At 32.1% G+C, this 24,672-nt stretch carries 31 protein-coding genes; 15 read left to right on the plus strand and 16 right to left on the minus strand.

Annotated elements, in window-relative coordinates; translation table 11 throughout:
- Positions 1-28 precede the first annotated feature (28 nt).
- From E5167_RS01615 to E5167_RS01625, 3 genes are read left to right on the plus strand one after another with little or no spacing between them, the layout of a single operon-like run.
- On the plus strand, positions 29-367 hold the full coding sequence (locus E5167_RS01615) for a winged helix-turn-helix transcriptional regulator (protein ID WP_211242125.1): 339 nt from the start codon (positions 29-31) through the stop codon (positions 365-367).
- Positions 368-371: 4 nt separating this feature from the next.
- The gene (locus E5167_RS01620; RefSeq protein ID WP_136840357.1) at positions 372-920 is read left to right on the plus strand and encodes a DinB family protein; all 549 of its coding nucleotides are present in this window, start codon (positions 372-374) and stop codon (positions 918-920) included.
- A 20-nt stretch (positions 921-940) separates the two neighbouring features.
- Positions 941-1,855 carry a DMT family transporter gene (locus E5167_RS01625; RefSeq protein WP_136840359.1) on the plus strand — a complete coding sequence of 305 codons (915 nt, stop codon included), beginning with the start codon at positions 941-943 and terminating at the stop codon, positions 1,853-1,855.
- Here the strand turns inward: E5167_RS01625 and E5167_RS01630 are convergent.
- The gene (locus E5167_RS01630) at positions 1,847-2,773 is read right to left on the minus strand and encodes a ketopantoate reductase family protein (protein WP_136840361.1); all 927 of its coding nucleotides are present in this window, start codon (positions 2,771-2,773) and stop codon (positions 1,847-1,849) included. The two genes, E5167_RS01625 and E5167_RS01630, sit on opposite strands and share 9 nt — an antisense overlap.
- Positions 2,774-2,840: 67 nt before the next feature.
- On the opposite strand from E5167_RS01630, the gene E5167_RS01635 reads away from it, so the two are divergent.
- From E5167_RS01635 to E5167_RS01660, 6 genes are all read left to right on the plus strand, one after another.
- Positions 2,841-3,719 (plus strand): cell division protein FtsX, encoded by an 879-nt coding sequence (locus E5167_RS01635; protein ID WP_136840363.1) that lies wholly within the window; start codon positions 2,841-2,843, stop codon positions 3,717-3,719.
- A 61-nt stretch (positions 3,720-3,780) separates the two neighbouring features.
- Positions 3,781-4,128 carry a hypothetical protein gene (locus E5167_RS01640; RefSeq protein WP_136840366.1) on the plus strand — a complete coding sequence of 116 codons (348 nt, stop codon included), beginning with the start codon at positions 3,781-3,783 and terminating at the stop codon, positions 4,126-4,128.
- Between the two features lie 2 nt (positions 4,129-4,130).
- Positions 4,131-4,397 (plus strand): DUF3098 domain-containing protein, encoded by a 267-nt coding sequence (locus E5167_RS01645; protein ID WP_136840368.1) that lies wholly within the window; start codon positions 4,131-4,133, stop codon positions 4,395-4,397.
- Between the two features lie 50 nt (positions 4,398-4,447).
- Positions 4,448-5,242 carry an undecaprenyl-diphosphate phosphatase gene (locus tag E5167_RS01650; RefSeq protein WP_136840370.1) on the plus strand — a complete coding sequence of 265 codons (795 nt, stop codon included), beginning with the start codon at positions 4,448-4,450 and terminating at the stop codon, positions 5,240-5,242.
- A complete protein-coding gene (truB, locus tag E5167_RS01655) occupies positions 5,243-5,938 on the plus strand; it encodes a tRNA pseudouridine(55) synthase TruB (protein ID WP_136840372.1) in 696 nt (231 codons plus the stop codon). It begins immediately after the preceding gene.
- A gap of 85 nt (positions 5,939-6,023) precedes the next feature.
- A complete protein-coding gene (locus E5167_RS01660; protein ID WP_136840374.1) occupies positions 6,024-6,767 on the plus strand; it encodes an energy transducer TonB in 744 nt (247 codons plus the stop codon).
- On the opposite strand, the gene E5167_RS01665 is transcribed toward E5167_RS01660, so the two are convergent.
- Positions 6,751-7,368: a thioredoxin family protein gene (locus tag E5167_RS01665; protein WP_136840376.1), complete on the minus strand. Its 618-nt coding sequence runs from the start codon at positions 7,366-7,368 to the stop codon at positions 6,751-6,753. The genes E5167_RS01660 and E5167_RS01665 overlap by 17 nt on opposite strands.
- Positions 7,369-7,474: 106 nt before the next feature.
- Between E5167_RS01665 and E5167_RS01670 the strand changes: the two genes are divergently transcribed.
- Positions 7,475-8,041, plus strand: a complete 567-nt coding sequence (locus E5167_RS01670) for a DNA-3-methyladenine glycosylase I (protein WP_136840378.1) — start codon at positions 7,475-7,477, stop codon at positions 8,039-8,041.
- On the opposite strand, the gene ppk2 (E5167_RS01675) is transcribed toward E5167_RS01670, so the two are convergent.
- The 5 genes from ppk2 (E5167_RS01675) to E5167_RS01695 all read right to left on the minus strand — a co-directional run bounded on the left by ppk2 (E5167_RS01675) (position 8,038) and on the right by E5167_RS01695 (position 11,768).
- Entirely contained in the window at positions 8,038-8,844 is an 807-nt protein-coding gene (ppk2, locus tag E5167_RS01675) for a polyphosphate kinase 2 (RefSeq protein WP_136840380.1), read from the minus strand. The genes E5167_RS01670 and ppk2 (E5167_RS01675) overlap by 4 nt on opposite strands.
- Positions 8,845-8,855: 11 nt before the next feature.
- Positions 8,856-9,695 (minus strand): polyphosphate kinase 2, encoded by an 840-nt coding sequence (ppk2, locus tag E5167_RS01680; protein WP_136840382.1) that lies wholly within the window; start codon positions 9,693-9,695, stop codon positions 8,856-8,858.
- A 59-nt stretch (positions 9,696-9,754) separates the two neighbouring features.
- The gene (gene aat / locus E5167_RS01685; protein ID WP_136840384.1) at positions 9,755-10,381 is read right to left on the minus strand and encodes a leucyl/phenylalanyl-tRNA--protein transferase; all 627 of its coding nucleotides are present in this window, start codon (positions 10,379-10,381) and stop codon (positions 9,755-9,757) included.
- A gap of 109 nt (positions 10,382-10,490) precedes the next feature.
- Positions 10,491-10,865, minus strand: a complete 375-nt coding sequence (locus E5167_RS01690; RefSeq protein ID WP_136840387.1) for a DUF3127 domain-containing protein — start codon at positions 10,863-10,865, stop codon at positions 10,491-10,493.
- Between the two features lie 27 nt (positions 10,866-10,892).
- Complete coding sequence (locus tag E5167_RS01695; RefSeq protein ID WP_136840389.1) at positions 10,893-11,768, minus strand: flavin reductase family protein; 876 nt, start codon at positions 11,766-11,768, stop codon at positions 10,893-10,895.
- Between the two features lie 126 nt (positions 11,769-11,894).
- Between E5167_RS01695 and E5167_RS01700 the strand changes: the two genes are divergently transcribed.
- Entirely contained in the window at positions 11,895-13,061 is a 1,167-nt protein-coding gene (locus E5167_RS01700) for an ATP-binding protein (protein WP_136840391.1), read from the plus strand.
- A 4-nt stretch (positions 13,062-13,065) separates the two neighbouring features.
- Positions 13,066-13,419 (plus strand): hypothetical protein, encoded by a 354-nt coding sequence (locus tag E5167_RS01705; RefSeq protein ID WP_136840393.1) that lies wholly within the window; start codon positions 13,066-13,068, stop codon positions 13,417-13,419.
- Here the strand turns inward: E5167_RS01705 and E5167_RS01710 are convergent.
- Positions 13,416-13,805: an HIT family protein gene (locus E5167_RS01710; protein ID WP_136840395.1), complete on the minus strand. Its 390-nt coding sequence runs from the start codon at positions 13,803-13,805 to the stop codon at positions 13,416-13,418. The two genes, E5167_RS01705 and E5167_RS01710, sit on opposite strands and share 4 nt — an antisense overlap.
- A complete protein-coding gene (greA, locus tag E5167_RS01715) occupies positions 13,805-14,281 on the minus strand; it encodes a transcription elongation factor GreA (protein ID WP_136840397.1) in 477 nt (158 codons plus the stop codon). The genes E5167_RS01710 and greA overlap by 1 nt, the downstream gene beginning before the upstream one ends.
- 166 nt (positions 14,282-14,447) lie before the next feature.
- Between greA and E5167_RS01720 the strand changes: the two genes are divergently transcribed.
- Entirely contained in the window at positions 14,448-14,879 is a 432-nt protein-coding gene (locus tag E5167_RS01720; protein ID WP_136840399.1) for a Rieske (2Fe-2S) protein, read from the plus strand.
- 52 nt (positions 14,880-14,931) lie between these two features.
- On the opposite strand, the gene E5167_RS01725 is transcribed toward E5167_RS01720, so the two are convergent.
- The 7 genes from E5167_RS01725 to E5167_RS01755 all read right to left on the minus strand — a co-directional run bounded on the left by E5167_RS01725 (position 14,932) and on the right by E5167_RS01755 (position 21,919).
- Entirely contained in the window at positions 14,932-17,055 is a 2,124-nt protein-coding gene (locus E5167_RS01725) for a TonB-dependent receptor (RefSeq protein WP_136840401.1), read from the minus strand.
- A 404-nt stretch (positions 17,056-17,459) separates the two neighbouring features.
- A complete protein-coding gene (gene arfB / locus E5167_RS01730; RefSeq protein ID WP_136840403.1) occupies positions 17,460-17,864 on the minus strand; it encodes an alternative ribosome rescue aminoacyl-tRNA hydrolase ArfB in 405 nt (134 codons plus the stop codon).
- On the minus strand, positions 17,861-19,417 hold the full coding sequence (locus E5167_RS01735) for a DUF4301 family protein (protein ID WP_136840405.1): 1,557 nt from the start codon (positions 19,415-19,417) through the stop codon (positions 17,861-17,863). Before E5167_RS01735 ends, arfB begins: the two co-directional genes overlap by 4 nt.
- Positions 19,414-19,983, minus strand: a complete 570-nt coding sequence (locus E5167_RS01740; protein WP_136840407.1) for an AAA family ATPase — start codon at positions 19,981-19,983, stop codon at positions 19,414-19,416. Before E5167_RS01740 ends, E5167_RS01735 begins: the two co-directional genes overlap by 4 nt.
- Positions 19,938-20,573 (minus strand): nicotinamide riboside transporter PnuC, encoded by a 636-nt coding sequence (pnuC, locus tag E5167_RS01745; RefSeq protein WP_136840409.1) that lies wholly within the window; start codon positions 20,571-20,573, stop codon positions 19,938-19,940. The genes E5167_RS01740 and pnuC overlap by 46 nt, the downstream gene beginning before the upstream one ends.
- Positions 20,570-21,292, minus strand: coding sequence for a geranylgeranylglyceryl/heptaprenylglyceryl phosphate synthase (locus E5167_RS01750; protein ID WP_136840412.1), 723 nt, complete (start codon positions 21,290-21,292; stop codon positions 20,570-20,572). The genes pnuC and E5167_RS01750 overlap by 4 nt, the downstream gene beginning before the upstream one ends.
- A complete protein-coding gene (locus E5167_RS01755) occupies positions 21,293-21,919 on the minus strand; it encodes a 4'-phosphopantetheinyl transferase family protein (RefSeq protein WP_136840414.1) in 627 nt (208 codons plus the stop codon).
- Positions 21,920-22,056: 137 nt separating this feature from the next.
- Here E5167_RS01755 and ahcY point away from each other — a divergent pair, with 137 nt between their 5' ends.
- Positions 22,057-23,373 carry an adenosylhomocysteinase gene (gene ahcY, locus E5167_RS01760; RefSeq protein WP_136840416.1) on the plus strand — a complete coding sequence of 439 codons (1,317 nt, stop codon included), beginning with the start codon at positions 22,057-22,059 and terminating at the stop codon, positions 23,371-23,373.
- Positions 23,374-23,565: 192 nt separating this feature from the next.
- Positions 23,566-24,669, plus strand: coding sequence for a helix-turn-helix domain-containing protein (locus E5167_RS01765; RefSeq protein WP_169301355.1), 1,104 nt, complete (start codon positions 23,566-23,568; stop codon positions 24,667-24,669).
- Positions 24,670-24,672: the final 3 nt, after the last annotated feature.

Raw genomic sequence — 24,672 nt, forward strand, 5'->3', positions numbered from 1 at the left:
GTAACATTGCTACTTTAAATGTAGCAATATGAATTACAACTCACAACCAACTCCAGGAAAACCAGTAAGAGGTTCTAAGACAGGACAACCTATTATGGTCATTTTCGATTTGCTTGGTAGAAAATGGGCTATGGGAATAATTTGGCACTTAAATAATGGCCCAAGCACTTTTAGAGCATTACAAGCGTATTGCGAAAACATTTCTCCCACCACATTAAATAAGAGAATAAAAGAACTTTCCAATGCCCATTTAATAATGAAAACACTTGATGGTTATGCGCTAACTGAACAAGGTAAAGAACTCTTTAACCTAATCTCTCCGTTAGGAAAATGGGCTAAAACATGGGCTAAAAAAATTACAATTTAAAATAATGGACACTTTTAGAATAATTGAAAAACCTAACTCAAGTGAATATCCAGAATATTCAAATATATACATGAGTTTATTGGATGAAAATGAAAGCATACTCATTCAGCTTTGGCAAAATTTCTTATCAATAAAAAAATTGATTTATAGTTTGCCTGAAGAAAAGCTTTACTTTAGATATGCAGAAAACAAATGGACTATTAAGGAAATTTTAGTTCACCTTATTGATGACGAACGTATTTTTTCTTATCGTGCATTAAGATATGCAAGGAATGACAAGACAGCTTTGCACGGGTTTGAGGAAAATGATTATGCATTTTATTCAGATGCAAATAATAGAAGTTTAGATAGTATATTTGAAGAATACGAATCAGTAAGAAAAGCAACTTTAACACTTTTTAATAACCTACCAGAAGATTGTTTTTTAAGGAGTGGCTCTGGAATAGATACTGATGGAAGCATTATTAATAAAAGAACTGTTAGAGCATTAGTCTATCATATAGCTGGTCATGAATTAAGGCATTTAAATATTATTAAGGAACACTATTTATAACTCACAAATAATTTTAACTATTGAAAAATAATATTTTTAAAGCGCATTTAGCTTTACTAGGTGCCAATGTTATTTATGGAGCCAATTACCTAATTGCAAAAGGTATTATGCCTAATAAAATAGGCCCTTCGGCTTTTGTGTTTTTAAGGATTATTGGAGCTGGCATTTTATTCTGGATTATTAAGTCTTTTATAAAAGAACGCATTGCGAAAAAAGATTTATTGAGACTAATGCTTTGTGGAATTTTAGGTGTTACCACCAACCAATTACTGTTTTTTCATGGCTTAAATTTAACATCACCAATTGATGCTTCTATAATTATCACCTCTATTCCTGTAATGGTTTTGGTGTTTAGTGCCATTATTTTAAAAGAAAAAATCACCACTAATAAGCTTATTGGAATCACCGTTGGAGGTATTGGAGCTATACTATTGGTTTGGTATGGTAAGAGTGCTGCTGGAACCAGTTCAACCATAGGAAACTTGTTTGTGTTTATTAATGCATGTTCTTATGCGTTGTATTTGGTAATTGTAAAGCCTATGATGAAAAAATACAATGCGTTAAATGTGATTAGTTGGGTGTTTTTATTTGGTTTTGTTTTTATGTTTCCGTTTGGTATAGGCGATTTTTTAGCTACAGATTTTTCGGCTTTTGACTTAAACACTTATTTAGCTGTAGGTTTTGTGGTTGTGTTTACTACGTTTTTTGCCTATTTATTTAATATTTATGCGCTTAACTATGTATCGCCTTCGGTTACTGGAAGCTATGTGTATTTACAACCTGCTGTTAGCTTTATTATGGTAAGTATTTATGCTTATGTATTAATGCATAACGAATATGCACAAGACATAAATCTTATTAAAATATTAAGTTGTTTATTGGTGGTTTCTGGCGTGTATTTAATAAGTAGAAAGCCTAAATCAAAGTTAACATAATCCGCGTGCTTTTCTTTCCTGAGGCAATAAACAGTGATATATAAAGGCATTTGCAGGTGTTGATATATGTAATTCTTTACCTTGTTTTACAATATAGCCATTAAAATTTTCGAGCTCACTTGGTCGTCCAGCCATAACATCGCGTTGCATTGATGCTGTGGTTCCGTGATTAAAATTATCTATAATCCTTAAAATCAACTCAATATCATCATTAGTAAGTTCAATCCCTTTTATATTAGCTATGGCTACAATTTCATTAGCTGTTTGATACATAATTTGCCTTAATTCGTTATCTTTTCTAATCTCTCCATAAACCGCTCGCGTAATAGCTCCAATACCACTAATAGTGGTGATAAACAAAAACTTTTTCCAAATATCTAATTGAATATTTTTTGAAATAGTGCTTTTAAACCCTGCTTTATCAAAAGCTGATTTTACTTTTTTTACTCGTGAAGTCAATTCGCTATCATATTCACCGAACACAATTTCTGGTTCAAAAGCGAAATGATTAATTACACCTGGTGTTTCAATTTTACTTACTATTTTACATAAACCTGCAAGCACATTTTCATGTGGAAGAATATTGCGCAACCTATCAGCATTATCAGCACCATTTTGCAATGGCAACACCATAGTGTTTTTAGTAATAACATCTTTAAGCTCTTTAGCAATCGCTTCAATTTGCCATGATTTTACACCAAGAATGATTAAATCTGGATTTTTTATGCCTCCATAATTATCCGTAGCCTTAGGATGAACAGTAAAATCGCCATCCACACTAAGTACTTTTAATCCGTTAGTTTTTATAGCTTGATGCGTTTTTCCTCTAACTATAAACGTAACATTAAAACCAGCTTGAGCTAGTTTTCCACCAAAATAGCCACCAACACCTCCTGCACCTATTACAACAATGTTCATATGTTTTAGTTATTATAATTATAGATTAAAGATACTTTTATATTTTTACGCTAACAAGAAAAAGTTTATGAGTTCAGCATTTGAAAAACATCAAAAACGTCGTTTAATTTCGTCTTACTTTTCGGTAGTGATTAGTATTGCATTAGTCCTATTTTTATTAGGCCTTTTAGGCATGTTGGTTTTAAATGCTAAAACTATTTCGGATAATTTCAAAGAACGTGTAGTGATGACTATTTACCTAAACGATACTGCAAAAGATGTAGAAATTAATCAATTGGAAAAAAGTTTAACACTAGCTAGTTATATAAAGGAAACCAAATACATTTCGAAGGAAGATGCTGCCGATTTTATGAAAGGCGAATATGGTGAAGATTTTTTGGATGATATAGGACATAACCCTTTACAAAACTCTATTGAGGTTAATTTAAAAGCCGATTTTGTTACCGAGCAACGACTTGATAGTATTTCGCAAGCTACCTTAACTAAGGCATTTGTAGATGATGTGCGTTACGACAAAGATTTAGTATCGATGATGAATAGTAACGTTAAACGTATAAGCCTTTGGGTGTTAATTATTAGTGCCTTATTTACGCTTATTGCTGTATTGCTTATCAATAGCTCTATTAGATTAGCTGTATATTCTAAACGTTTTACTATAAAAACCATGCAAATGGTTGGTGCAACCAAACAGTTTATTAGACGTCCTTTTATTTGGAAAAGCATTAAACTAGGTATTATTGGAGCTGTGTTAGCTTTGATAGGTATGGCCATTGTCCTGTATTATGTGGATAAAACGTTTGCCGATTTACAATTATTAAGTAACACAATATTAATTGCTGGTTTGTTTTTAGGTGTGTTTTTAATTGGCATTTTAATTACTTGGATAAGCACTTACATTGCCACACAACGCTTTTTAAATTTGAAAACCGATCAGTTGTATTATTAATTATTTAAAAATAAAGTTTGTCAAATCTCGTTAATACATTTAATTGACCAACAATTTAAAGATGAAACAAAAAATACCATTTTTTGTCCTTACCCTTTTTTTTTCTGTATTTTTAGTTTTTAAATCGTGTGTTATTAATAATCCGCAACCCGAAAATTGCGACATTGTAGATGTAACCATTAAGAAAATAACCGAAGGATCTTCATACGATATTGTGTTTCATGATACGGGAACAGATTCCTATTATATCGATAGAGGTTTAGAACAAGGTTTAAATTTAGAAACCCTTAACGCTAAAGTTTTAAATAAAACTGTTACTTTGCACTTACCAAAACTAATGTTTGGCACATCGGAACATATTGCACAATTAGCCATTGGTGATGACATTATTTTTACCGAATTCGATTAATTATGGGAGAACAAAAACGCAAGCAAGACTCAAAAAGCAATTTCCTCTTTGGAAAAAAGAACTATAAATTTATGCTTATTGGCATCATTTTTATTGCTGTAGGCTTTATTTTAATGTCTGGTGGTGGTAGTGACGACCCGAATGTTTTTGATGAAAGTATTTTTAATTGGAGACGTATTCGTTTAGCTCCAACACTAGTGCTCATTGGATTTGGTATTCAAATTTATGCGATTCTTTTAAATCCTGATAAAACCAACACTAAGAAATAAAAATTCCTACCCTTAAACTAAGGTTAGTCAATTTTAATACTTTTGCCCACATGGAAGTAATCGATGCTATTTTATTAGGAATTATTCAAGGGCTTACCGAGTTTTTACCTGTTTCGTCTAGTGGTCATTTAGAACTTGGCAAAGCTATACTTGGTGATGATTTAGTGCCTGAAGAAAGTCTTTTATTCACTGTAGTTTTACATTTTGCTACAGCCTTAAGCACCATAGTTGTTTTTAGAAAAGACGTTTACAACATCCTAAAAGGTGTATTTGCTTTTAAATGGAATGAAGATACTAAGTTTGTGGCAAAAATTGCCGTTTCCATGATTCCTGCTGCTATTATTGGCTTTACTTTCGAGAGTGAACTATCAGCACTTTTTGATGGTAACATTAAGTTGGTTGGATTTATGTTAATCATTACAGCATTGTTACTCTACTTAGCTGATAAAGCAAAAAATACTAATAAAAAAGTATCATTTTCTAACGCTTTGGTTATTGGGTTTTCTCAGGCTATTGCCATGTTACCTGGAATTTCACGTTCAGGTGCCACTATATCAACCTCAGTGCTTTTAGGGAATGACAAAACAAAAGCGGCTCGTTTTTCATTTTTAATGGTAGTGCCTCTAATTTTTGGCAAAATTGCTAAAGATATTTTAAGTGGTGATTTAACTTACGAAAGCCAAAATTTTTCACTACTGTCTATTGGCTTTGTGGCGGCTTTTATCTCAGGCTTATTTGCCTGCACATGGATGATTGCTTTAGTTAAAAAGAGTAAGTTAAAATACTTTGCTTATTACTGTGTGATTGTGGGTTTAATTGCCATTGTTTTCTCATTTTACAACTAGATGAAAACGTTAGAAGACTTTAAAAACGGTCAAGTATTATTAATTGACAAGCCTCTAAATTGGACATCATTTCAGGTGGTAAATAAGCTACGTTGGCATATTAGAAAGACCTTCGGTATAAAAAAAATAAAGGTCGGTCATGCAGGTACTTTAGATCCTCTTGCTACAGGTTTATTAGTGATTTGTACTGGAAAAATGACTAAACAAATAGACACGTTTCAAGCACAAGTAAAAGAATATACAGGAACCATTACCTTAGGCAGTACTACACCATCGTTTGATCTTGAAACCGAGATAGACAACACCTTTTCTACTGAGCATATTTCAGAAGAATTGATTAAAAAAACCACAACACAATTTATTGGCGATATAGAACAATATCCTCCTGTGTTTTCTGCCATTAAAAAAGATGGGAAACGGCTGTACGAATTTGCTCGGGAAGGGAAATCTGTAGAAATTAAATCAAGAAACATCCATATTTCAGAATTCGAAATTACGCGATTTGAAAATAAAGAGGTAGATTTTAGAGTGGTTTGCAGTAAAGGCACTTATATTAGGTCGCTCGCTCACGATTTTGGTAAAGCCTTACAATCTGGTGGTCATTTAACTGCTTTAAGACGAACAAAAATTGGAGATTTTCATGTTGACTCGGCGCAAACAATCGAGACGTTTATTGATGGTTTAAATATTCCTTAAAGCATAACTTTATTTGGAGATAATTTCTATTTAAACTATTTTCCACTATTGAACGTATATCATTATGCGCAATTTATTATTGTAAATGTCTGTTTCGAACACATATAAAGCTTTAATTATAACTGTATTACTATCTACTGTTGTACTATTCCTTGGGTTTACTATTCATATTAAAAAACAAACCAAGTTAGTAGCCGAAACGTTCTATGAAATGGACACAGAAACTGTTGAAGATAAGGAACAAGAGGAACTTGATGATATTTTAAAAAGTTTAGACAACTTATTATCAACTCCTGCTACCAATCAAGCTTTTAATGAAACTAAAACTTATGAAAATGATAAGGCAGTTGATGAGGCTTTTGAAGAGCAAATGGAAGCCATAAAAAATCGTACAAGTATTGAAGAACTAAAAGCTGCTAATCAAAACAACAATGTGTTAACTGCTTCAAATAGCGGAAGCAATAAAGACAAGTCTTCTGCTTTTGGAAATATAAATGACATTGTTAGCAAACGCCTTGAAAGTCAAAAAAACGCTCAAAATAGTGCTAATAAAAATAGCTCTGTAAGCTACTCTTTAGTTGATAGATTACATACCTTTTTGCCAACACCCATTTATTTATGTGAACAAGGCGGAAAAATAGTCGTTAATATTACTGTAAATCATGAAGGAAATGTTATAGATGCTTATATTAACGCTTCGTCATCTTCAGAAAATGGTTGCTTAATTGACCATGCTTTAGAGTATGCCAAAGAGTCTAAATTTACACGCAATCCAAAAAAAGCAACCCAATTAGGTACGATTACTTTTTTGTTTAGAGGCAAAAACTAGGCTGAAATTCACAAAGCATTTCCGTTAAGTCTTCTAGTGTACTTTGTCCTTTATCTTTATTATACCAAACCTGCAAATCTTGTTTAAACTCAGGTGTTAATTTTCCATGCTGCTCTTTATAGTCGTTTACCAGTTTTGTTGCCTTTTTTGGTCTAGGACCATAGGTAGAAACCACCTCCATAGTATTGGCATCAATCATTATTAATTTAGGAATAGACTTGTTTCCATTGGTTAAAAATAAATTCATTAAATCTTCATTATCGTCACGCAATGCGATACGCAATTCAATAGTATCGCTTAACTCTGCAACTTTATTTACAACAGGCAAAACATGAGCCGCATCACCACACCAACTCTCAGTAATAACCAACCAGATAACTTTAGTATTGTAAGCTTTTATTTTTGCTTCAATATCTTTTGGAATTTCTATTTTTTTATCCCATCTACTCATACGCTTTTCATTGAGCATTGTGTAGTTAATATATGCTTCAGAAATTACATCTCCTGTAGTAAACTTATCTAAAGCCAGCCTTTTCATTAATCTTTTAAAGTCAGAATAATTAATACTATTTTCTAAACCTTGTTTTATAATTTGCTGCATAATTGTAACTTTATAGTATGTAAAATTAATTTACTTACATACTTTATTTTATGATTTTTGTCATACACTAAGTCTGCTATTAACTTATATCCTTACAATTTTAAATATGAGCACTAAACACAAATGCGGTTGGTGTGTTGGAGACACACTATATGAAGCGTATCATGATAAAGAATGGGGCGTTCCTGTTTACGATGACGCTACGTTGTTTGAATTTTTAATTCTTGAAACATTTCAAGCTGGATTAAGCTGGATTACCATATTGCGTAAACGTGAAAATTTTAGACTCGCTTTTGATGATTTTGATTATAAAAAAATAGTGTGTTATAATCAGGAAAAAATTGACTTATTGCTTCAGGATGCTGGTATTATTAGAAATAAACTAAAGATTAATGCAACCATTACTAATGCACAGGCCTTTATGAAAATTCAAGATGAATTTGGGAGTTTTAGCAGTTATATTTGGAAATTTACTAATGGTAAGCCTATAAAAAATAACTTGGTAAATTATAAAAATGCTCCAGCAAATACAACACTAAGCGACACCATAAGCAAGGACCTGAAAAAGCGTGGTTTTAAGTTTGTTGGCAGCACTGTGGTATATGCACATATGCAAGCTACTGGAATGGTTAACGACCACGAAGTATCTTGTTTTAGATATAATGAGGTTTAAAAATTGACAGGTTTTATGAGTTCTAGATCCTTTGCATCGTATGGAATATGCTCCAATATTCTTTGAATGGCTTCAATTCTTGCTTTGCTTTTTCTATTGGCTTTTATAACTATCCAAGGTGCTAATTGGGTGTTTGTTTTTTCAAACATTTTCTTTTTATAATCTGTGTAATCATCCCAAAGCTCTAGTGCTTTTGCATCTACATCACTAAATTTCCAGCGTTTTAAAGGGCTTTTCTTAATGTCTTCAAATCGTTCGGCTTGTTCTTCTTTAGAAATTGAAAAATAGAATTTAATAAGTCGAATACCAGATTCAATAAGCATTCTTTCAAACTCATTAACCTGATTCATAAAAATTTGATATTCCTCTTGAGTACAGAAACCGTTAACAGGTTCTACAACAGCGCGGTTGTACCAGCTTCTATCAAAAAATACAATCTTTCCTTTTTTAGGCAAATGATTTATATAACGTTGAAAATACCATTGGCTTTTTTCGTCGTCGGTTGGTTTTGGTAATGCTACTACTTTAAACTCACGAGGGTTTAGGTGTTGTGTTGTGCGTCTAATTGCGCCACCTTTACCTGCAGCGTCTCGACCTTCAAACAGAATGACTACTTTTTCATCGTTATCTTCTACCCATTTTTGCAACTTTATTAACTCTTCTTGTAGTTCTTTTAGTTTATTTTCATACTTCACATAACGCAATATTTTAGGAATGGTATAATGCTCTTCTTTTAAGAATTGCTTGATGCCTTTTTTTGAGTTTAAGAGTTTTAAATCTTTTGGTGTTAAATTTTCTGTCATTTTCAATGTCTTTACTTAATGGCTCTGTGGTAACGTTGAACTACATTTGGATCTCGTAACATGGTTAAACCTGATTTACGCTTTCCATCATAATCAAATTTAGAGAGTACATAGCGCATACTTTCTAATCTAGCTTGTTTTTTATTATTGGTAACGATTAAAATCCATGGACTAAATGTAGTATGCGTTTTGCTAAACATTTGTTCTTTATAAAATGTATAATCATCCCAACGCACTTGACCTTCTTTATCTACTGGACTAAACTTCCAGCGTTTTAAAGGGTTTTTTAGTCTTGATTCAAAACGTCGTGCTTGTTCGTCTTTAGTTATTGAAAACCAAAACTTTATAATATCGACACCGTCTTCATAAAGCATATGTTCAAACTCGGTTACTTGCACCATAAATTTTTCATATTGCTTATCGGTACAAAACCCCATAACAGGTTCTACAACAGCGCGATTGTACCAACTTCTATCAAAAAATACGATTTCTCCAGGCTCAGGAAGCTCTTTAATATAGCGTCTAAAATACCATTGTCCTTGCTCAACTTCGGTTGGTTTTGTAAGTGCTACAACTCGCATAGAACGAGGGTTTAGGTGTTCGGTAAACCTACGTATAGACCCTCCTTTTCCAGCAGCATCTCGTCCTTCAAAAATAATACAAACACGTTTTTTATGTTTAGCCACCCAATGTTGCAAGTTCACTAACTCAGCTTGTAATTGCTCGAGTTCTTTTTCATACTCAGCCTTAGCAATAATTTCATCTAAAGTATTTTTATCAATCTTATTCTTAAGAATCTCTAAAAATTGTTCCTTGTTTTCGTAATGTTTAAAATCTTCTTTTGTAAGCATTAATTCCCTATTATGTTTACGAATATTAATATTTTATTTTTTCCAGCCTATGAAATATGTCAATTTAAGTGTTTTATAAACTCTTTTCTTGGTATATGTTCTGCTCCTAGGCTTTTTAAATGACTTGTATATACTTGGCAATCTATTAAATTATAATTTGAATTTTTCACAAATGTTATAAAACCTACTTTACTAGCATTGCTTTTTTTAGTAAACATGCTTTCACCACAAAATACTTTTTCGTTTAAATCTATGCCATAGAGACCAGCAACAAGATTTTTGTCTTCCCAAACCTCAATAGACTTTGCATATCCCAAGTCGTGCAATTTGCTATAAGCCTTAATCATCTCATCGGTAATCCACGTACTAGATTGTCCTTGTCTTTTTGCAAGTGCACATGCTTTAATTACGCTATTAAAGTCTTTATTGACCGTAACGGTAAAATTGCTGTTTTTTAAAACTTGTTTCATGCTTTTGCTTACTTTTAGTTTCTCCGGAAAAAGTACAAATCTAGGGTCTGGAGACCACCATAAAATAGGCTGACCAACTTCGTACCATGGGAAAATTCCTTTTTTGTAGGCATCTATTAAACGATCAACCGTTAAATCACCTCCTATAGCAAGCAACCCTTCTTCGTTGGCCATAGAAACTTTTGGAAAGCTAATTTTATTAGTTAGGAAATGCATTTTAGTAATACGACTTATTTAGTTTCTTGTTGTTCGAAAATTACCAAAATTTACAGCAACAAAAAAGCCTCAATGTTTTTATTGAGACTTTTTGTTTTGATTAGTTTTTTTAAAAAGGAAGATCATCGTGCTCGTCTTCGTTTAAGCTATCTACGGGCTCAAAAGCTTCAGCTGGTGGTACTGGAGGCACATTACCAGAAGCTTCTTGTTGTATATTTTCAATTCTCCAACCTTGTATTGAGTTAAAATATTTTGTTTCTCCTTGAGGGTTTACCCACTCTCTTCCTCTAAGGTTGATGTTTATTTTTACCTGTTGTCCAACTTGATAATTATTTAATAAATCTGTTTTATCTTGAACAAATTCAATCATTATATGTTGTGGATATTGCTCTTCGGTTGTTACTACAATTTCTCTCTTTCTAAATCCATTTGTTCCAAACGTTTGAGTTTCTCCAATTACTTTAATTTTTCCTTGTACTTCCATCGGTTCTTATATATTATTTATTTCTGTTTATTTTTCTGTTAATAATAGCTTCCATGCACTTTCTACATCGCCATAACTCAAATAGTTTTGAGCAATTTTATGCCTTTCTCTATGCGACATGTCTTTAATATTAGGGTAACGTTTACTTACATCAACTAAAAAAGCCTCTACCTCTTTGCTACTTGGTAGTGCTTCAACATTACCTAACATGCCTAAATCGTTTCCTGTTAAAATCATACTATTTTTAACATGTTCTGGCATTGCATCTACTCCAATTCCTAGAGTTGTTAAGGGCTTTGGTATTTCAAAAAATCCTTTATTTGCTCTACTGTAATAACTTCCTCCAGCTCTCGCAACTAAATCTAGTTGTTCTTGATTAATGGTTTTATCGTCATTAAGTACTTCGTCTGTGATATGAATTTTAACGACTTCACATATTATTAAATTTCCTGCGCCACCTTCGGTTCCTAATTTGACAATATCGTTCACTTTACATTCAAATTGTATTGGAGACTCTGCTACACGAAAAGGTTTTACAGCATCTGAGGCAAGCATTGTTAATCCTGCTTTATCAAATTCGTTAACATTTTCAGGATATTCGGTACTACTTAAAGACATTTGCTGAACAATGTCAAAATTCACCACATTTATAACCACTTCTTTTACTTGCTCAACATTATCTAAAGTATGTTTTGTTGAACTATCTCTAACGCGTCTTGCAGGAGAAAATACCAAAATTGGTGGATTTGCACTAAACACATTAAAGAAGCTGAAAGGTGACAAATTAGGATTTCCTTCAGCATCTAAAGTACTAGCAAACGCAATAGGCCTTGGCGCTATAGCACTAAGCAAATAGCTGTGCAATTTTGCAACTGGCAATTCTTTTGGTTCAAATGAAAACATATTAAATTTTTTGAGCAACAAAGTTAACAATCTAAGTAGTAACTAAAAACCATTTTACTAACAACTAGAGCAATAATATTAACATAATTGCATTATATTTAAAATTGAAAACCAAACTTATCTTTTTTGAGTAATAGAAACATTTTACGTTGGGTTATTATAGTAGCGTCTTTTGCTATTATTTCGTTAATTCTTTGGAATACTTATACGTTTTTTCAACACTTTAAGGCTGAAGAACGTGTGAAAATGGAGAATTGGGCAAATGCTCAAAGAGAAATTAATAGGACCCTAGATTTAAATGCTGATTTAGGTGACCTTCCTCTTCAAATTCTTTCAAGTAACAAAACAACTCCCATGATAAGGTATAATGTTGATGGAAGTTATAATTATAATAATATAGATGAAGAAAAAGCCAAAGACACTTCATATATAAAGAAATTAATAATACAATTCGAAAAAGAAAATGAGCCAATTGAAATGGTTTATAGCGATCCAGTAACTAACGAAACAGAAAGTGCAGGGATTCTTTATTATGGAAACTCTCCTTTATTGGAAAAGTTAAAATACTATCCTCTTGCCTTAATACTAATCATTGTATTGTTTGCTGCTGTGGTATTTTTCTTTTACAGAAGCTCCAGGGTAGCTACCCAAAATAAATTATGGTCTGGAATGGCTAAAGAAACGGCTCATCAAATTGGCACGCCTTTATCCTCATTAATTGGTTGGACCGAAATACTAAAAATGGAGAACACAGATCCTGAGCATATTAAAGAAATTGAAAAGGACATAAATAGACTTCAAACCATAACGGATAGATTTAGCAAAATTGGGTCTGTTCCAACCCTAGAACTATCAAACATTGTAAACGAAACCAAAGACTCTTATGATTATTTAAAAAGTCGGTCTTCTAAACTGGTTGAATTTGAGTTTTTAGCACCAAGTGAAACCATTAATGTTAACTTAAATAAACAACTTTATAGTTGGACAATTGAGAACTTAGTAAAAAATGCCATTGATGCCATGAAAGGAAAAGGGCATTTAAAAATTGAAGTTGTTCCTAACGACAAGTATGTTCATATAAAAGTGACTGACACTGGAAAAGGCATTCCTAAAGCTAGATTTAAAAAAATATTTGAACCTGGGTTTACTAGTAAAAAACGTGGTTGGGGATTAGGCTTGTCGCTTGCTAAACGTATTGTTGAGGACTACCATGATGGAAAAATTAAAGTAGTGTCTTCTGAAATTGGCAAAGGCACCACCATACAAGTTTCTTTGAAAATAATCAATTCATAACATAATGAAACACAATTATGTTCATATAAAAACTGAGTCACTTAACAACCATTGCCCTGAGTGCTTTTCAACTGAAGGGCTACAATTATCTTTTAAACAAAAATATAGCGAAGCACTCTTTTATAAAGCAATAACCGATGATATTGCTTATACATTAAGCTGTAAGGTATGCAATACTGAAATTTTTCCAGTACGTTGGACAGACGATATTGAACGTGTTGTTGATTATAAGAAAAAAGCATTTACACCAAATCCAAAATCGTTTAAATTAAAACGTTTAGCTTGGATGCTTATAATTACTCTAGATGTTTTAATATTACTTGCAATTTTATTTACAGTTGGTATTATTAAAATTTAAAGATTACTATGTATAGCCTTTGCAGTTGCTTCAAACTCCTTTTTAGACAAGGAAACTTTACTTGTAAAACGTACATCCTCCATTGAATTTAAAGGAATTAAATGCACATGTACATGAGGTACTTCCAACCCAATAACCGACATGCCAACACGCTTACAATCAATCGTTTTTTCAATAGCAATGGCTACTTTTCTAGAAAAACTCATAAGTCCGTTATAGGTCACCTCATCGAGATCGAAAATTTTATCTATTTCTTTTTTTGGAATACATAATGTATGACCTTTAGCATTTGGGTTTACATCTAGAAAGGCTAAAAAATCTTCGGTTTCAGCAACCTTATAACAAGGAATTTCTCCATTAACTATTTTTGTAAAAATGCTTGCCATTAGGACCTTGATATTTCTAAAATTTCAAAATTAATGATGCCATTAGGAACTTGAATAGCTGCAACATCACCTACAGATTTACCAAGTAACCCTTTTCCAATAGGAGAATTTATAGATATTTTACCTGAGGCTAAATCTGCTTCTCCATCAGCTACTAAGGTATAAGTCATTTCCATACCATTGGCTTGGTTTTTAATTTTAACAACAGATAATGCCAACACTTTTGATAAATCTAATTGGGATTCATCAATTAATCTTGCACCTGCTAAAGCTTCTTCTAGTTTAGCAATTTTCATTTCAAGCATTCCTTGTGCTTCCTTTGCTGCATCATACTCAGCATTTTCGCTCAAATCTCCTTTATCTCTAGCTTCAGCAATGGCATTAGATGCTTTTGGACGCTCAATATCTTTTAATTGCCTTAACTCGTCTCTTAGTTTCTTTAATCCCTCTGCAGTGTAATACGATACGTTGCTCATAACTTCATAGTTTATTTAATAAAAAGATTCCGAAACTCACTTCGATGTAGCTCAGTGCAAGCATTCGGAATAAAAAAATCTCGCTCACACGAGATTGTAACACAAATATACAAAATATTACATTAATTACGTTTTTATTGTAAATTGCAAATGATTTATTCTCACTATGAAAAAGCCCTTATATAGCCTTGTTTTAATTTTTCTATTCTCTTCGTGTAGTAAGAGCGATGTTAACAATAGAAACTGTAGATTTTTATTAAATGTTGGTGTTAATACAAGTATTAATTTAAATGTTTTTCCTTATAGTAATTTACAGTTTGTAAGTAATTCGGTATATGTTCCAAATGTTGGAAATGGTGGTGTTATTGTCACCAATTCTGGAACTGGTTATTTGGCTTGGGACGCTAGCGACCCTAATCATACACCAAATACTTGTTCGCGATTAGAAATAAACGGATTAGAAGGCACTTGTGGCTGTACTGATGCTAATGTTTATAGCCTAATTACTGGACAACCATTAAGTGACCCAGACTTAAACTGCGGATTAAAAGCTTATCGTGTTGAACAAAGTGGTAATGACCTAATTATAAGTAATTGACAAAAAAGCGACCTCTAAAAGTCGCTTTCTTGATTAGGCTTAAGGCAGGAAATTAAAATTTCAATGTCATGCCAACTAAAAAGTTAATGGTTGCTTGCGGATAATAACCTTGTTCTTCAATAGCTGTTAATCCACTCCATGTATTTAAGTACGTATAGCCTCTATCAACATACTCGTTATTAAAAAGATTATTTATTAATCCTTTAAAAACTATTGATTTAAAAACACTATTCATTTTTAGCTCATACATCGCATTAAAATCACTCACAAAATAACCATCAATTTTTGATGCCTCAGTATCGGTATTACTTAAATATTGAGAGCTCACATACTTACCTAATAAAGCTAGTTGTATATTCTTAATTGGTTTATATGTAATAGAATTTCCAGAAATTAAGCTAGGTGAAAAAGCAATGTTTGTTTTTCCAAAGTTGGTTAAACCTCCATCTCTATCAATTATTAGCTCATTTATTTTATTCTCACTTATGGCAACATTAGAATTAAGTGTCCATTTATTTGAAACATCAAAATTTGCATCAATCTCTAAACCTAGTCGATAACTCTTATCTATATTTTCTCTTAAATATTCACCTGAATTATCCAAAGCCCCTGTAAGTACCAACTGGTTTTTATAGTTCATGTAATACAAGTTTGTATTGACACTTAGTTTTTCGTTAGCAAATCGCCATCCTAATTCAAAATCGTTGAGGCTTTCATGTTTTACTCGAGCAGCGTTACTTTCAAAATCGTTTCTGTTTGGTTCTTTATTGGCTCTTGCGTACGATGCATATAAACTATTATTATTGTTTATTTTATAAGTTAACCCAAGTTTTGGATTGAAAAAACTATAATTTTCATCTACATTAATGGGTATTCTATTAGATGTTAATCCAACAGTTTTATAGTTTACAAATCGTCCTTGTACATCTACAAATGCCTTTACATTATTTGATACTTTAAAACTAGCTTTTGAAAAGATGCTCCAATCGGTTTTATCGGATGTGCTAAAGTAGTATCTATCATTTATATTAGTATTAGGTGCTAAATTACTAGCCCAAATTACTTCACCATAATGGTCGTTAGTATAAGTACTAACTGATGCGCCTGAAATAATTTCAATGCTATTCTCTATGTAAGTTACAGAACCATTTGCTACGTAAAAATGATTATCTAACCACCTGCGTACAATGACATCACTACCATCATTAATTAAATTATTGTAATCTTCGGCATCCCTATCATCTTTAAACTGCTCAAAATAGCCTTCACCTCTTGTGTAGTTAAGTCCAAGGTTTGTTGACCATTGACTATTTAATTGCTCGTTCCAATGTAATTGATAATGGTTTTGCCAGTAATTATCGGTTTCATTATCGTATGTATAAGGGTTTTGACGTCTGTCTTCCTCTAGCTCCTCAGCCGACAAACCATACCATGCTTGATAGGTGTGCTCTTCTCCTCCAAAGACCAATGCTTTTATTAACGTATTTTCATCAACATAACTTCCTTGCAAGAAATACGATTTTAAATCGGCAAATGCTCTGTCAACATAACCATCAGAATAGATGTTAGACAATCTTCCAGCAAATTCGAAATGGTCATTGATTTTTCCTGTAGTGAATTTTACCGTATGTTTTCTAGTACCAAACGATCCGAATGAGTTTGAAACTTCACCTCCTGCTTCATTAGAGATAGCATCAGTTAAAATATTTAAACTTGCTCCAAACGCCCCAGATCCATTGGTTGAAGTCCCAACACCACGCTGTAATTGCAGGTTTTGTGTAGATGAGGCAAAATCGCCTAGATTTACCCAAAATGTTCCTTGGCTTTCGCTATCGTTATAAGAAATTCCGTTAATGGTAACATTAATACGTGTAGCATCCGAACCACGAACACGAAGATAAGAATATCCAATTCCAGCTCCAGCATCAGAGGATGTTATTACCGAAGGTAAATAATTTAATAGTGCTGGAATGTCTTGTCCTAGATTTCGTTTTTCTAGGTCTTCTTTCTTGACATTGGAATGCGTTATAGGTGATGTAGGTTGAACACGTACAGCCTTAACTAAAATCTCATCCAGTTTTTCGATTTTGGTCGTGTCTTGTGCTTTTTGATTTTCTTGTGCTGTTACACTGACTGACAACACGAGTAGTGTTAAAAAAAGAAATAAATTTTTCATATCGATTAAATAAAATTATAATCGAATAAAAAGAGGTAATTATTCTTTTGTTGTTAAAATTGATTTTGAAAAAGACCTTTCGACTGCGCTCAAGGTGACAGAATCAAAAAATTATACATTGGCGATTATCGCCTTCCTAAACAGCATTACCTGTTCTAGGTTCAATGGGTATGATCTCAGCCTCTCGGAGTTAAAAGTTAAAAGTTGACAATTAAAAGTTTTTAAGAATACTGATAACTGCTTACTGATGACTGCTAACTGAAAAGCACCCCTTTATGAGAACGCTACAAATATAAATATGTATTAGGAATTACAAATTATGAATTGCTATTTTTTTAGTTCTATAAAAAATTAATTCTGTTATTAAACTTATTTCTCTCTGAACTGCGACTAAAACTGAAAACTTAATCTAAATCTGGTTTTTTTCTGTTCGCTTTCTTTTCGGCTTTTTGACGTTTTTTTGCTAATCTTTTGTTTTTAACTGCCTTAGGCGTTTTAGTTGGAACACGTTTTTTTTGCTCTTTTAGTCCTTTTGCTATTAAATCTAAAAACTTTGCAATAACTATTTGCTTGTTTTTAAGCTGGCTTCGAGTTTCTGAACATTGCAAGATTAGTACATTGTCATTATTTAATCGATTGCTTAAAAACTCTTTTAATCTTTCTTTCTCTTGATTAGTTATATTTTTTGAGTTTTCTAAATCGTAGTATAGTTCAACTTTTGTAGCAACCTTATTTACGTTTTGTCCTCCACTGCCAGAGCTACGTACTGCTTTAAATTTAAGTTCGGTTATGAGCTGCTCTTGATTCAATTTATTTTAACTTGATGTGTTTCTTTTAAAAGGTCGTTAACCGTTTTTATAGGGTTAAATGTAATTAGCGGAACTTCAACAAAAATGGTATTCCAATAGGCCATACTACCATTCCATAAACCTGGAAGCTCTAATGCTTTTAAGTCTTTTCCAGATTTTGTTTTTGTGGTAATAAAGGCTGTATTTTTGTCAATAAATTTTGTTAAATCATACTTTTCTCCTTTATAATTTTTAACCCCACACACTAAATCTACAGGATTAAAATGAGTCGCATTTTTAAGAATCTCAATCTGTTGAGGGTCGTTTTTATCTATTTGTGCAGACTCTACAATTTGCAAAGAAACAGTTGCCGAAGCATCTTTCACCCAAAATGGACCTCCTCCTGGTTCGCCTTGGTTTTTCACCATTCCACAAACACGAATGGGTTTATTAAGCTGACTTTTTAAATACGTTTTCTTCTCTTGAAAGTTTAGATTATTGAAATTATAATTTAATACAATATTAAGTTTCTGAGTTAAAAAATTAGTAATCTCTATAAGCTGCTCATTACTTACCTTAGTGTCTAGAATATGTTGATAATTAAAAATATTCTCTTGAATTTTTAAAAGAATTCCTCCAAGCATTTTTTTGTATTTAGCAACCTCATCTACATAGTTGCTAACAACTACGTTATCTATATTTTTTATAAAAATAACATCGGCATCTATATTGTTTAAGTTTTCAATAAGCGCACCATGCCCTGAAGGTCTAAATACCAACTTCTTATTTTTATCTCTTAAAGGCTCATTTGATAATGTTACAGCAATGGTGTCGGTTGCTTGCTTTTGATATGAAAACGAAATATTGAACTTTGTTAAAGTAGAGTGTTCAATTACATCTTTAACTGTATTTATTTTTTTAGAGAATTTTTGTTGATGCGTTTTAGAAACTGTAAAATGTAAATCGGCTTCGTTTTTAGAGGATGCATATTTAGCAGCTTCAAATAAATGTTCTTCAAAGGCTGTTAAAACATAGTTTTTATATTGATGAAATGGCAGTAGTCCTTTTGGTGACGAAGAAAAATTTAAAAGGTTTTTATCCAACATGGTTTTTACAAATAACCATTGCTGTTCATCGCTGGAGAGAGTATTATAATTTGAGTGCGTGTCATTTAATTTTAATATGACCTCATTAAAAAAAGGAAGTTTATTTAATCCTTCAAAAAAAATAGCTAATTCCTTATTATTTGAGTTTTTTAAATAAGCCTCAAGAGGCTTATTTTTAGGATTGTATCCTTCTAAAAACTGGAACAATGCTTTAAACATTCTTGTTGCAGCTCCAGAAGCTGGAACAAATTTTACAATTGAAACATTGTCTTTTTTAGAATTGTAAAGTGTTATTAGTTCATTAATATCTTCTTCGTTAAAAGACCAAATACCATCTCCAACTGTTGCAGCACTTTTAAGGTTAACAAAAGGAATTCCTTTTTTAAAAAGTTCTAATTGAGATAATACTTTATCTACTGTTAATCCTTTTTTTTCTATTTGCTTAATGTCTTCTTTAGTAAAATTCAATGGTGCTCTTTAATTAATTTATCAATATGCTTAACTGCTTCTTCCAGTCGTTCTTTTTTATTGCCTTTAAGCAATACATAGGGTCTGTTATACTTTTTTAATGCATCTTCAAAGGCCTTAAACATACGCTCTCTCTCATTGGGCTTGTCACGTAAGTCATCTGCTTCCCATGGTACATCTATATAAGTTAAAAAATACAAGTCATAGGTGTTTTCAATAGCATACTTATCCAAAATAGGATCACAAGTTCCAGAATAATAAGCTTCAGAATACACTTTGGTTTCTAGCAAATCGGTATCGCAAATTAAAACAGAATCTGTTTTTTTAGCAAGCTCGTTTTCTAAAGCCATTTGCCCAATAGCAATAGGAACTAAATCTTTAGGCTCACATGTTCTTCGCTCGTTATTCCAAACATTTTGCAAATATTCTCTGGCATATTCTGGTACCCAAACAGAATTATAATATCTAGCTAAATGCCTAGATAAGGTTGTTTTTCCTGTCGATTCGGGACCAAACAGCACTACTTTGACGCAGCTTGCAGGTTCTTGTTTAAGTTGTTTTTCCATTCAATATATCCTAAAACAGCTAGTATTAAAAATATGGTGAATTGAATTCCTGAGAAACCCAATCCTTTTATAAAGTATAACGGAATTGAAATAATGTTACCTCCAATCCATAATAGCCAATGTTCAATTTTTTTGTTTGCCATCATCCACATGGCAGCAAAGAAAATACCTGTTGTAAATGTGTCAAAATAATCGGTAATTCTATCAAATCTATTAAAATACAAGTAAACACATATCACAAATATTGCTGTGCTTATAAAAATACCAACAGCTTTTAGTATATCTTTTTCTGAAGATTTCGTGATTTCAATATGTTCTCCTTGTATGAGTTTAGTCCACATATACCAACCATAAATACTCATTAATGTGTAGTAAATATTTATAATCAAATCACCATAAAGTGTAAACTGATAGCATATATACACATAAATAGCTGTGCTAATAATACCTGTTGGATACACCCAAATGCTTTCCTTTTTTGCAAACCAAACACTGGCCACTCCAAAAACAACTGCTAGTATTTCTAAACTAATATTTAGTGTTGTAGCAGTTTTATAAGGTTCGATAAAAAAATTAACTATCTCGTTCATACTAATTCATTAAAAAAAGATACATCTTCTTCGAAAGCAGTTCCAATAACCACGATGTCTGCTCCTGATTTGAAAGCTTTATCTAGTTGTGCTTTGCTTCGTATGCCACCACCAATAATTAATGGAATATTTAGATCTTGTTTTACAGTTGAAATTATCTCTGTACTAACGGGATGCAACGCACCACTTCCTGCTTCTAAATAGATGAGTTTCATTCCTAGTAATTCTCCAGCTTTAGCTGTATCCGAGATAGCTTGAATATTATGTCTTGACATTGGAATAGTCTCTGTAATTCTTTGTACTGAGGTTTCTTTACCATTTTCAATCAACAAATATCCTGTTGGAATAATCTCAAGATGAGTTTTACGTAATTTTGAAACTGATTCTATATGTTTTCCTATCAAATAGTCTGGGTTTCTACCTGAAATCAATGACAAAAACAATAAACCATCTGCTCTATCAGTAAGCTGGTTGACGTCTCCTGGAAATAAAACAATAGGTAAGCTTGTAAAACGTCTTATTTCTGTTACTAATTTTTCAGTAGCACTCTCAATTACTGAACTACCACCAACAAAAACATGAGTTACTTTAGATTTGTTTACTTTTTCAATAAAACTAGATATATCATTAAGTTTTATTTTATCAGGATCTATTAAAACTGCTAATAATTTTTTCTTCTCAGAAATCGAGTCAAGTATATTTTGGTAGATGCTTTTCATTTAGCTAATAACATAAGCACAAGTAAACCCTTCAAACTCTAAAAACTTAGTGTTATAACGATACTTTTTGTTTTTAAAATCTATCCAAGCCACTGTTTCACTATCTTTTATCATAAATGGAATGACTAAAAAATGATCTTTAAAAACCATTCCAGGCGTTGCAAACAACTTGTATAACGACTCTTTAACACACCAAATAATGGTTAATTCATTAATATAGTTTTCTGAATCTTTTTTTAAATAATTGAACTCATAATCAATAAACTTTGGTGCAATTCGAGCAATTTTATCGCGCTGCATTTCTATATCAATCCCAACCTCTGCATCACTAATAATAACACCAACAAATAAAAAAGAATGTGTAATTGAAATACACTTACCATCTTTTAAGTGAGGCTTCCCATAATCATCATAAAATAAATCTTGGTCTGTGTAACCTAAATCCCGGAGAATATGTCGTACACTTAAAAATCCTCTTTGATGCCATTCGCTTTTCATTCCTAATACACGCTCCATACTATTAGGTTTCAAATCCAACGGCTTCAGTAATTCGTCATAAGATTCGGTAATCTTCCAGATTTTAACAGTAGTTTGTGAATTTGGAGTAAAGGTTTTATAAAGTGGCATTTACTTTTCTGAAAGTTAATAGTTATCTTTGCAACGCTAAAGTGTACTTGGCATTTTTAACATAGCGAATTTAACTATTTTTAAATTCTAAAACCAAAGTTGTCGCTTTTAAAAACACATAGAAAAAATATACTTATATGAACACAAAAACAATTCCTTACGTAGCTAACAAAGTTAAAGATATGTCGCTTGCGGCTTGGGGAAGAAAAGAAATTGAATTGGCTGAAGCTGAAATGCCTGGATTAATGAGCCTTCGTGAAGAGTACAAAGATTCTCAACCCTTAAAAGGCGCTCGTATTGCAGGTTGTTTGCATATGACGATTCAAACGGCTGTGTTAATTGAAACATTACAAGCTTTAGGTGCTGAAGTGACTTGGAGTTCTTGTAATATTTTCTCAACACAAGATCAAGCTGCCGCTGCAATTGCTGATGCTGGAACTGCTGTTTATGCATGGAAAGACATGACAGAAGAAGAATTTGATTGGTGTATTGAGCAAACCTTATTTTTTGGTGAAGATCGCAAACCATTAAACATGATTCTTGATGATGGAGGCGATTTAACCAATATGGTCTTAGATAAATATCCTGAATTGGTTGATGGCATTAATGGTTTAAGTGAAGAAACCACTACAGGAGTTCATAGATTATATGAGCGTATGGAAAACGGAACGTTGCCAATGCCTGCAATAAACGTAAACGATAGTGTTACTAAATCTAAATTCGATAACAAATACGGTTGTCGTGAAAGTGCTGTTGATGCAATTAGACGTGCTACAGATATTATGCTAGCTGGAAAACGCGTGGTTGTTTGTGGTTATGGTGATGTTGGTAAAGGTACTGCTGCCTCATTTAAAGGTGCTGGAAGTATTGTAACTGTTACTGAAATTGACCCAATTTGTGCGCTACAAGCTGCTATGGATGGTTTTGAAGTGAAGAAACTTGAGACCGTAGTTGGTAATGCAGATATCGTTATTACAACCACTGGAAATAAAGACATTGTTCGTGGCGAACACTTTGAAGCTATGAAAGACAAAACCATTGTATGTAACATTGGTCATTTTGATAACGAAATTGACATGGCTTGGTTAAACAAAAACCACGGTCATACAAAAGATGTTATTAAACCTCAAGTTGATAAATACGATGTAAATGGAAAAGACGTGATTGTTTTAGCGCAAGGTCGTCTAGTAAATTTAGGTTGTGCAACAGGTCACCCAAGTTTTGTAATGAGTAACTCATTTACAAATCAAACTTTGGCTCAAATAGAACTTTGGAATAATAAAGATGCCTACGAAAACAAAGTATATATGTTACCAAAGCATCTTGATGAAAAAGTAGCCAAGCTTCATTTAGAAAAAATAGGCGTTGAATTAACAGAGCTTAAAAAAGATCAAGCAGATTATATTGGTGTTAAAGTTGAAGGGCCTTATAAACCTGAGTATTATAGATACTAAAGTATTTTCATTCTTGTGAAGACAAAATCTATTATATAAAAAAACCTCCCAATGTCGAGAGGTTTTTTTATTTTTAATCTCTAAATCAATCTATAACTCTTTCTGAAAAAAGATTAATGTATTATAGTTTTTTATGGTTTTAGGTTAGGTATTGGGTATAGAAATAGCGAAGCCTACAGGAAAATGTTAAATATGGAGATTATTCAAAGATTAGATTTTTATTCTATCTTATTATTTATGAGTATGGGACAGCTATTTCTAAGTATGTTATACTTAATTAGTAAACCTAATAAAGATAGTAGTGCCATATTTTTAATCTTAGTTCTTTTTATTTTCTCTTTAAATATAGTGGAACCTGTTTTTATAAAAACCCATTTTTTATCTTCTGTTCCTCATTTACTTTATATTGGACCATTCTTTCTGCTTTTGCTTGGTCCAGCAATGTATTTTCAAACTATTGCTATTAAAGAAGTAAAGTTTAAGTGGAGGACTGTTTATTTTCTTCATATACTTCCTTTTGTTTTAGATAAGCTATGGAGATTTCCTAATTTTTTACAATCTGCATCTGAAAAGAGAAAGATTATAGATAGGTTTTATGAATTTAAATTGTCTGATGAATATCTATATCCAAATATTGACATTGTTTCATTATTGTTTCAATTACATCCAGTTATTTATCTTTTTATTTCAATTACAATTCTCCTGAAGGATATAAAAACACCACAAACAAGATTTCATAGAAATCATACAGTTTATATTATTGGATTTACTTCTGTAGTGTGCTTTTATTTATTTGGAAATTGGCTCTTTTATTCTTTACAACCATTTCCGAATGAGATGTATTGGCAAGTACTTTCAATTTTATTTTTCATTCTTGCTAGCTACATTAGTTATGCAGTTATTAATAATCTTTTAAAACCAAGAAAGCAAAAGAGAAACCTTAGATTAAATTCTAAAATGATTGACATGCATGCTCAGATTAAAGAATTAATGTTAAAAAATAAGCCTTATTTAAATGAGGATATTTCATTAGATAAAATAGCTAGACAAATGAATATGTCTTCCAAAGTATTTTCCAAAATCATCAATGAATTTGAGCAGCAAAACTTCTCTGATTTTATTAATAGCTATAGAATAGCAGATGCAAAAGAATTAATCATTGACCCTAAAATGGAACAATACACTATAGAAGCAATAGCACATGAAGTTGGCTTTTCTAATAAAATGTCGTTTAATAGAGCTTTCAAAAAGTATTTAAACATGACACCTTCTGAATATAAATCAATAAATAAGTAACAG

This window comes from Pontimicrobium aquaticum, assembly GCF_005047595.1.
In the GTDB taxonomy this organism is placed as follows: domain Bacteria; phylum Bacteroidota; class Bacteroidia; order Flavobacteriales; family Flavobacteriaceae; genus Pontimicrobium; species Pontimicrobium aquaticum.

Coding starts and splice junctions, on each gene's coding strand:
- E5167_RS01640 (WP_136840366.1), top strand. CDS start 3,781: ATGAAACAAAAAATACCATTTTTTGTCCTTACCCTTTTTTTTTCTGTA.
- E5167_RS01725 (WP_136840401.1), bottom strand. CDS start 17,055: ATGAAAAATTTATTTCTTTTTTTAACACTACTCGTGTTGTCAGTCAGT.
- E5167_RS01755 (WP_136840414.1), bottom strand. CDS start 21,919: ATGCCACTTTATAAAACCTTTACTCCAAATTCACAAACTACTGTTAAA.
- E5167_RS01695 (WP_136840389.1), bottom strand. CDS start 11,768: ATGTTTTCATTTGAACCAAAAGAATTGCCAGTTGCAAAATTGCACAGC.
- truB (WP_136840372.1), top strand. CDS start 5,243: ATGAAAACGTTAGAAGACTTTAAAAACGGTCAAGTATTATTAATTGAC.
- E5167_RS01710 (WP_136840395.1), bottom strand. CDS start 13,805: ATGGCAAGCATTTTTACAAAAATAGTTAATGGAGAAATTCCTTGTTAT.
- E5167_RS01620 (WP_136840357.1), top strand. CDS start 372: ATGGACACTTTTAGAATAATTGAAAAACCTAACTCAAGTGAATATCCA.
- greA (WP_136840397.1), bottom strand. CDS start 14,281: ATGAGCAACGTATCGTATTACACTGCAGAGGGATTAAAGAAACTAAGA.
- E5167_RS01750 (WP_136840412.1), bottom strand. CDS start 21,292: ATGAAAAGCATCTACCAAAATATACTTGACTCGATTTCTGAGAAGAAA.
- ppk2 (WP_136840382.1), bottom strand. CDS start 9,695: ATGCTTACAAAAGAAGATTTTAAACATTACGAAAACAAGGAACAATTT.
- E5167_RS01740 (WP_136840407.1), bottom strand. CDS start 19,983: ATGGAAAAACAACTTAAACAAGAACCTGCAAGCTGCGTCAAAGTAGTG.
- E5167_RS01650 (WP_136840370.1), top strand. CDS start 4,448: ATGGAAGTAATCGATGCTATTTTATTAGGAATTATTCAAGGGCTTACC.
- E5167_RS01705 (WP_136840393.1), top strand. CDS start 13,066: ATGAAACACAATTATGTTCATATAAAAACTGAGTCACTTAACAACCAT.
- E5167_RS01630 (WP_136840361.1), bottom strand. CDS start 2,773: ATGAACATTGTTGTAATAGGTGCAGGAGGTGTTGGTGGCTATTTTGGT.
- E5167_RS01720 (WP_136840399.1), top strand. CDS start 14,448: ATGAAAAAGCCCTTATATAGCCTTGTTTTAATTTTTCTATTCTCTTCG.
- E5167_RS01660 (WP_136840374.1), top strand. CDS start 6,024: ATGTCTGTTTCGAACACATATAAAGCTTTAATTATAACTGTATTACTA.
- ahcY (WP_136840416.1), top strand. CDS start 22,057: ATGAACACAAAAACAATTCCTTACGTAGCTAACAAAGTTAAAGATATG.
- E5167_RS01690 (WP_136840387.1), bottom strand. CDS start 10,865: ATGGAAGTACAAGGAAAAATTAAAGTAATTGGAGAAACTCAAACGTTT.
- E5167_RS01665 (WP_136840376.1), bottom strand. CDS start 7,368: ATGCAGCAAATTATAAAACAAGGTTTAGAAAATAGTATTAATTATTCT.
- E5167_RS01765 (WP_169301355.1), top strand. CDS start 23,566: ATGGAGATTATTCAAAGATTAGATTTTTATTCTATCTTATTATTTATG.
- pnuC (WP_136840409.1), bottom strand. CDS start 20,573: ATGAACGAGATAGTTAATTTTTTTATCGAACCTTATAAAACTGCTACA.
- ppk2 (WP_136840380.1), bottom strand. CDS start 8,844: ATGACAGAAAATTTAACACCAAAAGATTTAAAACTCTTAAACTCAAAA.
- E5167_RS01615 (WP_211242125.1), top strand. CDS start 29: ATGAATTACAACTCACAACCAACTCCAGGAAAACCAGTAAGAGGTTCT.
- E5167_RS01645 (WP_136840368.1), top strand. CDS start 4,131: ATGGGAGAACAAAAACGCAAGCAAGACTCAAAAAGCAATTTCCTCTTT.
- aat (WP_136840384.1), bottom strand. CDS start 10,381: ATGCATTTCCTAACTAATAAAATTAGCTTTCCAAAAGTTTCTATGGCC.
- E5167_RS01635 (WP_136840363.1), top strand. CDS start 2,841: ATGAGTTCAGCATTTGAAAAACATCAAAAACGTCGTTTAATTTCGTCT.
- E5167_RS01670 (WP_136840378.1), top strand. CDS start 7,475: ATGAGCACTAAACACAAATGCGGTTGGTGTGTTGGAGACACACTATAT.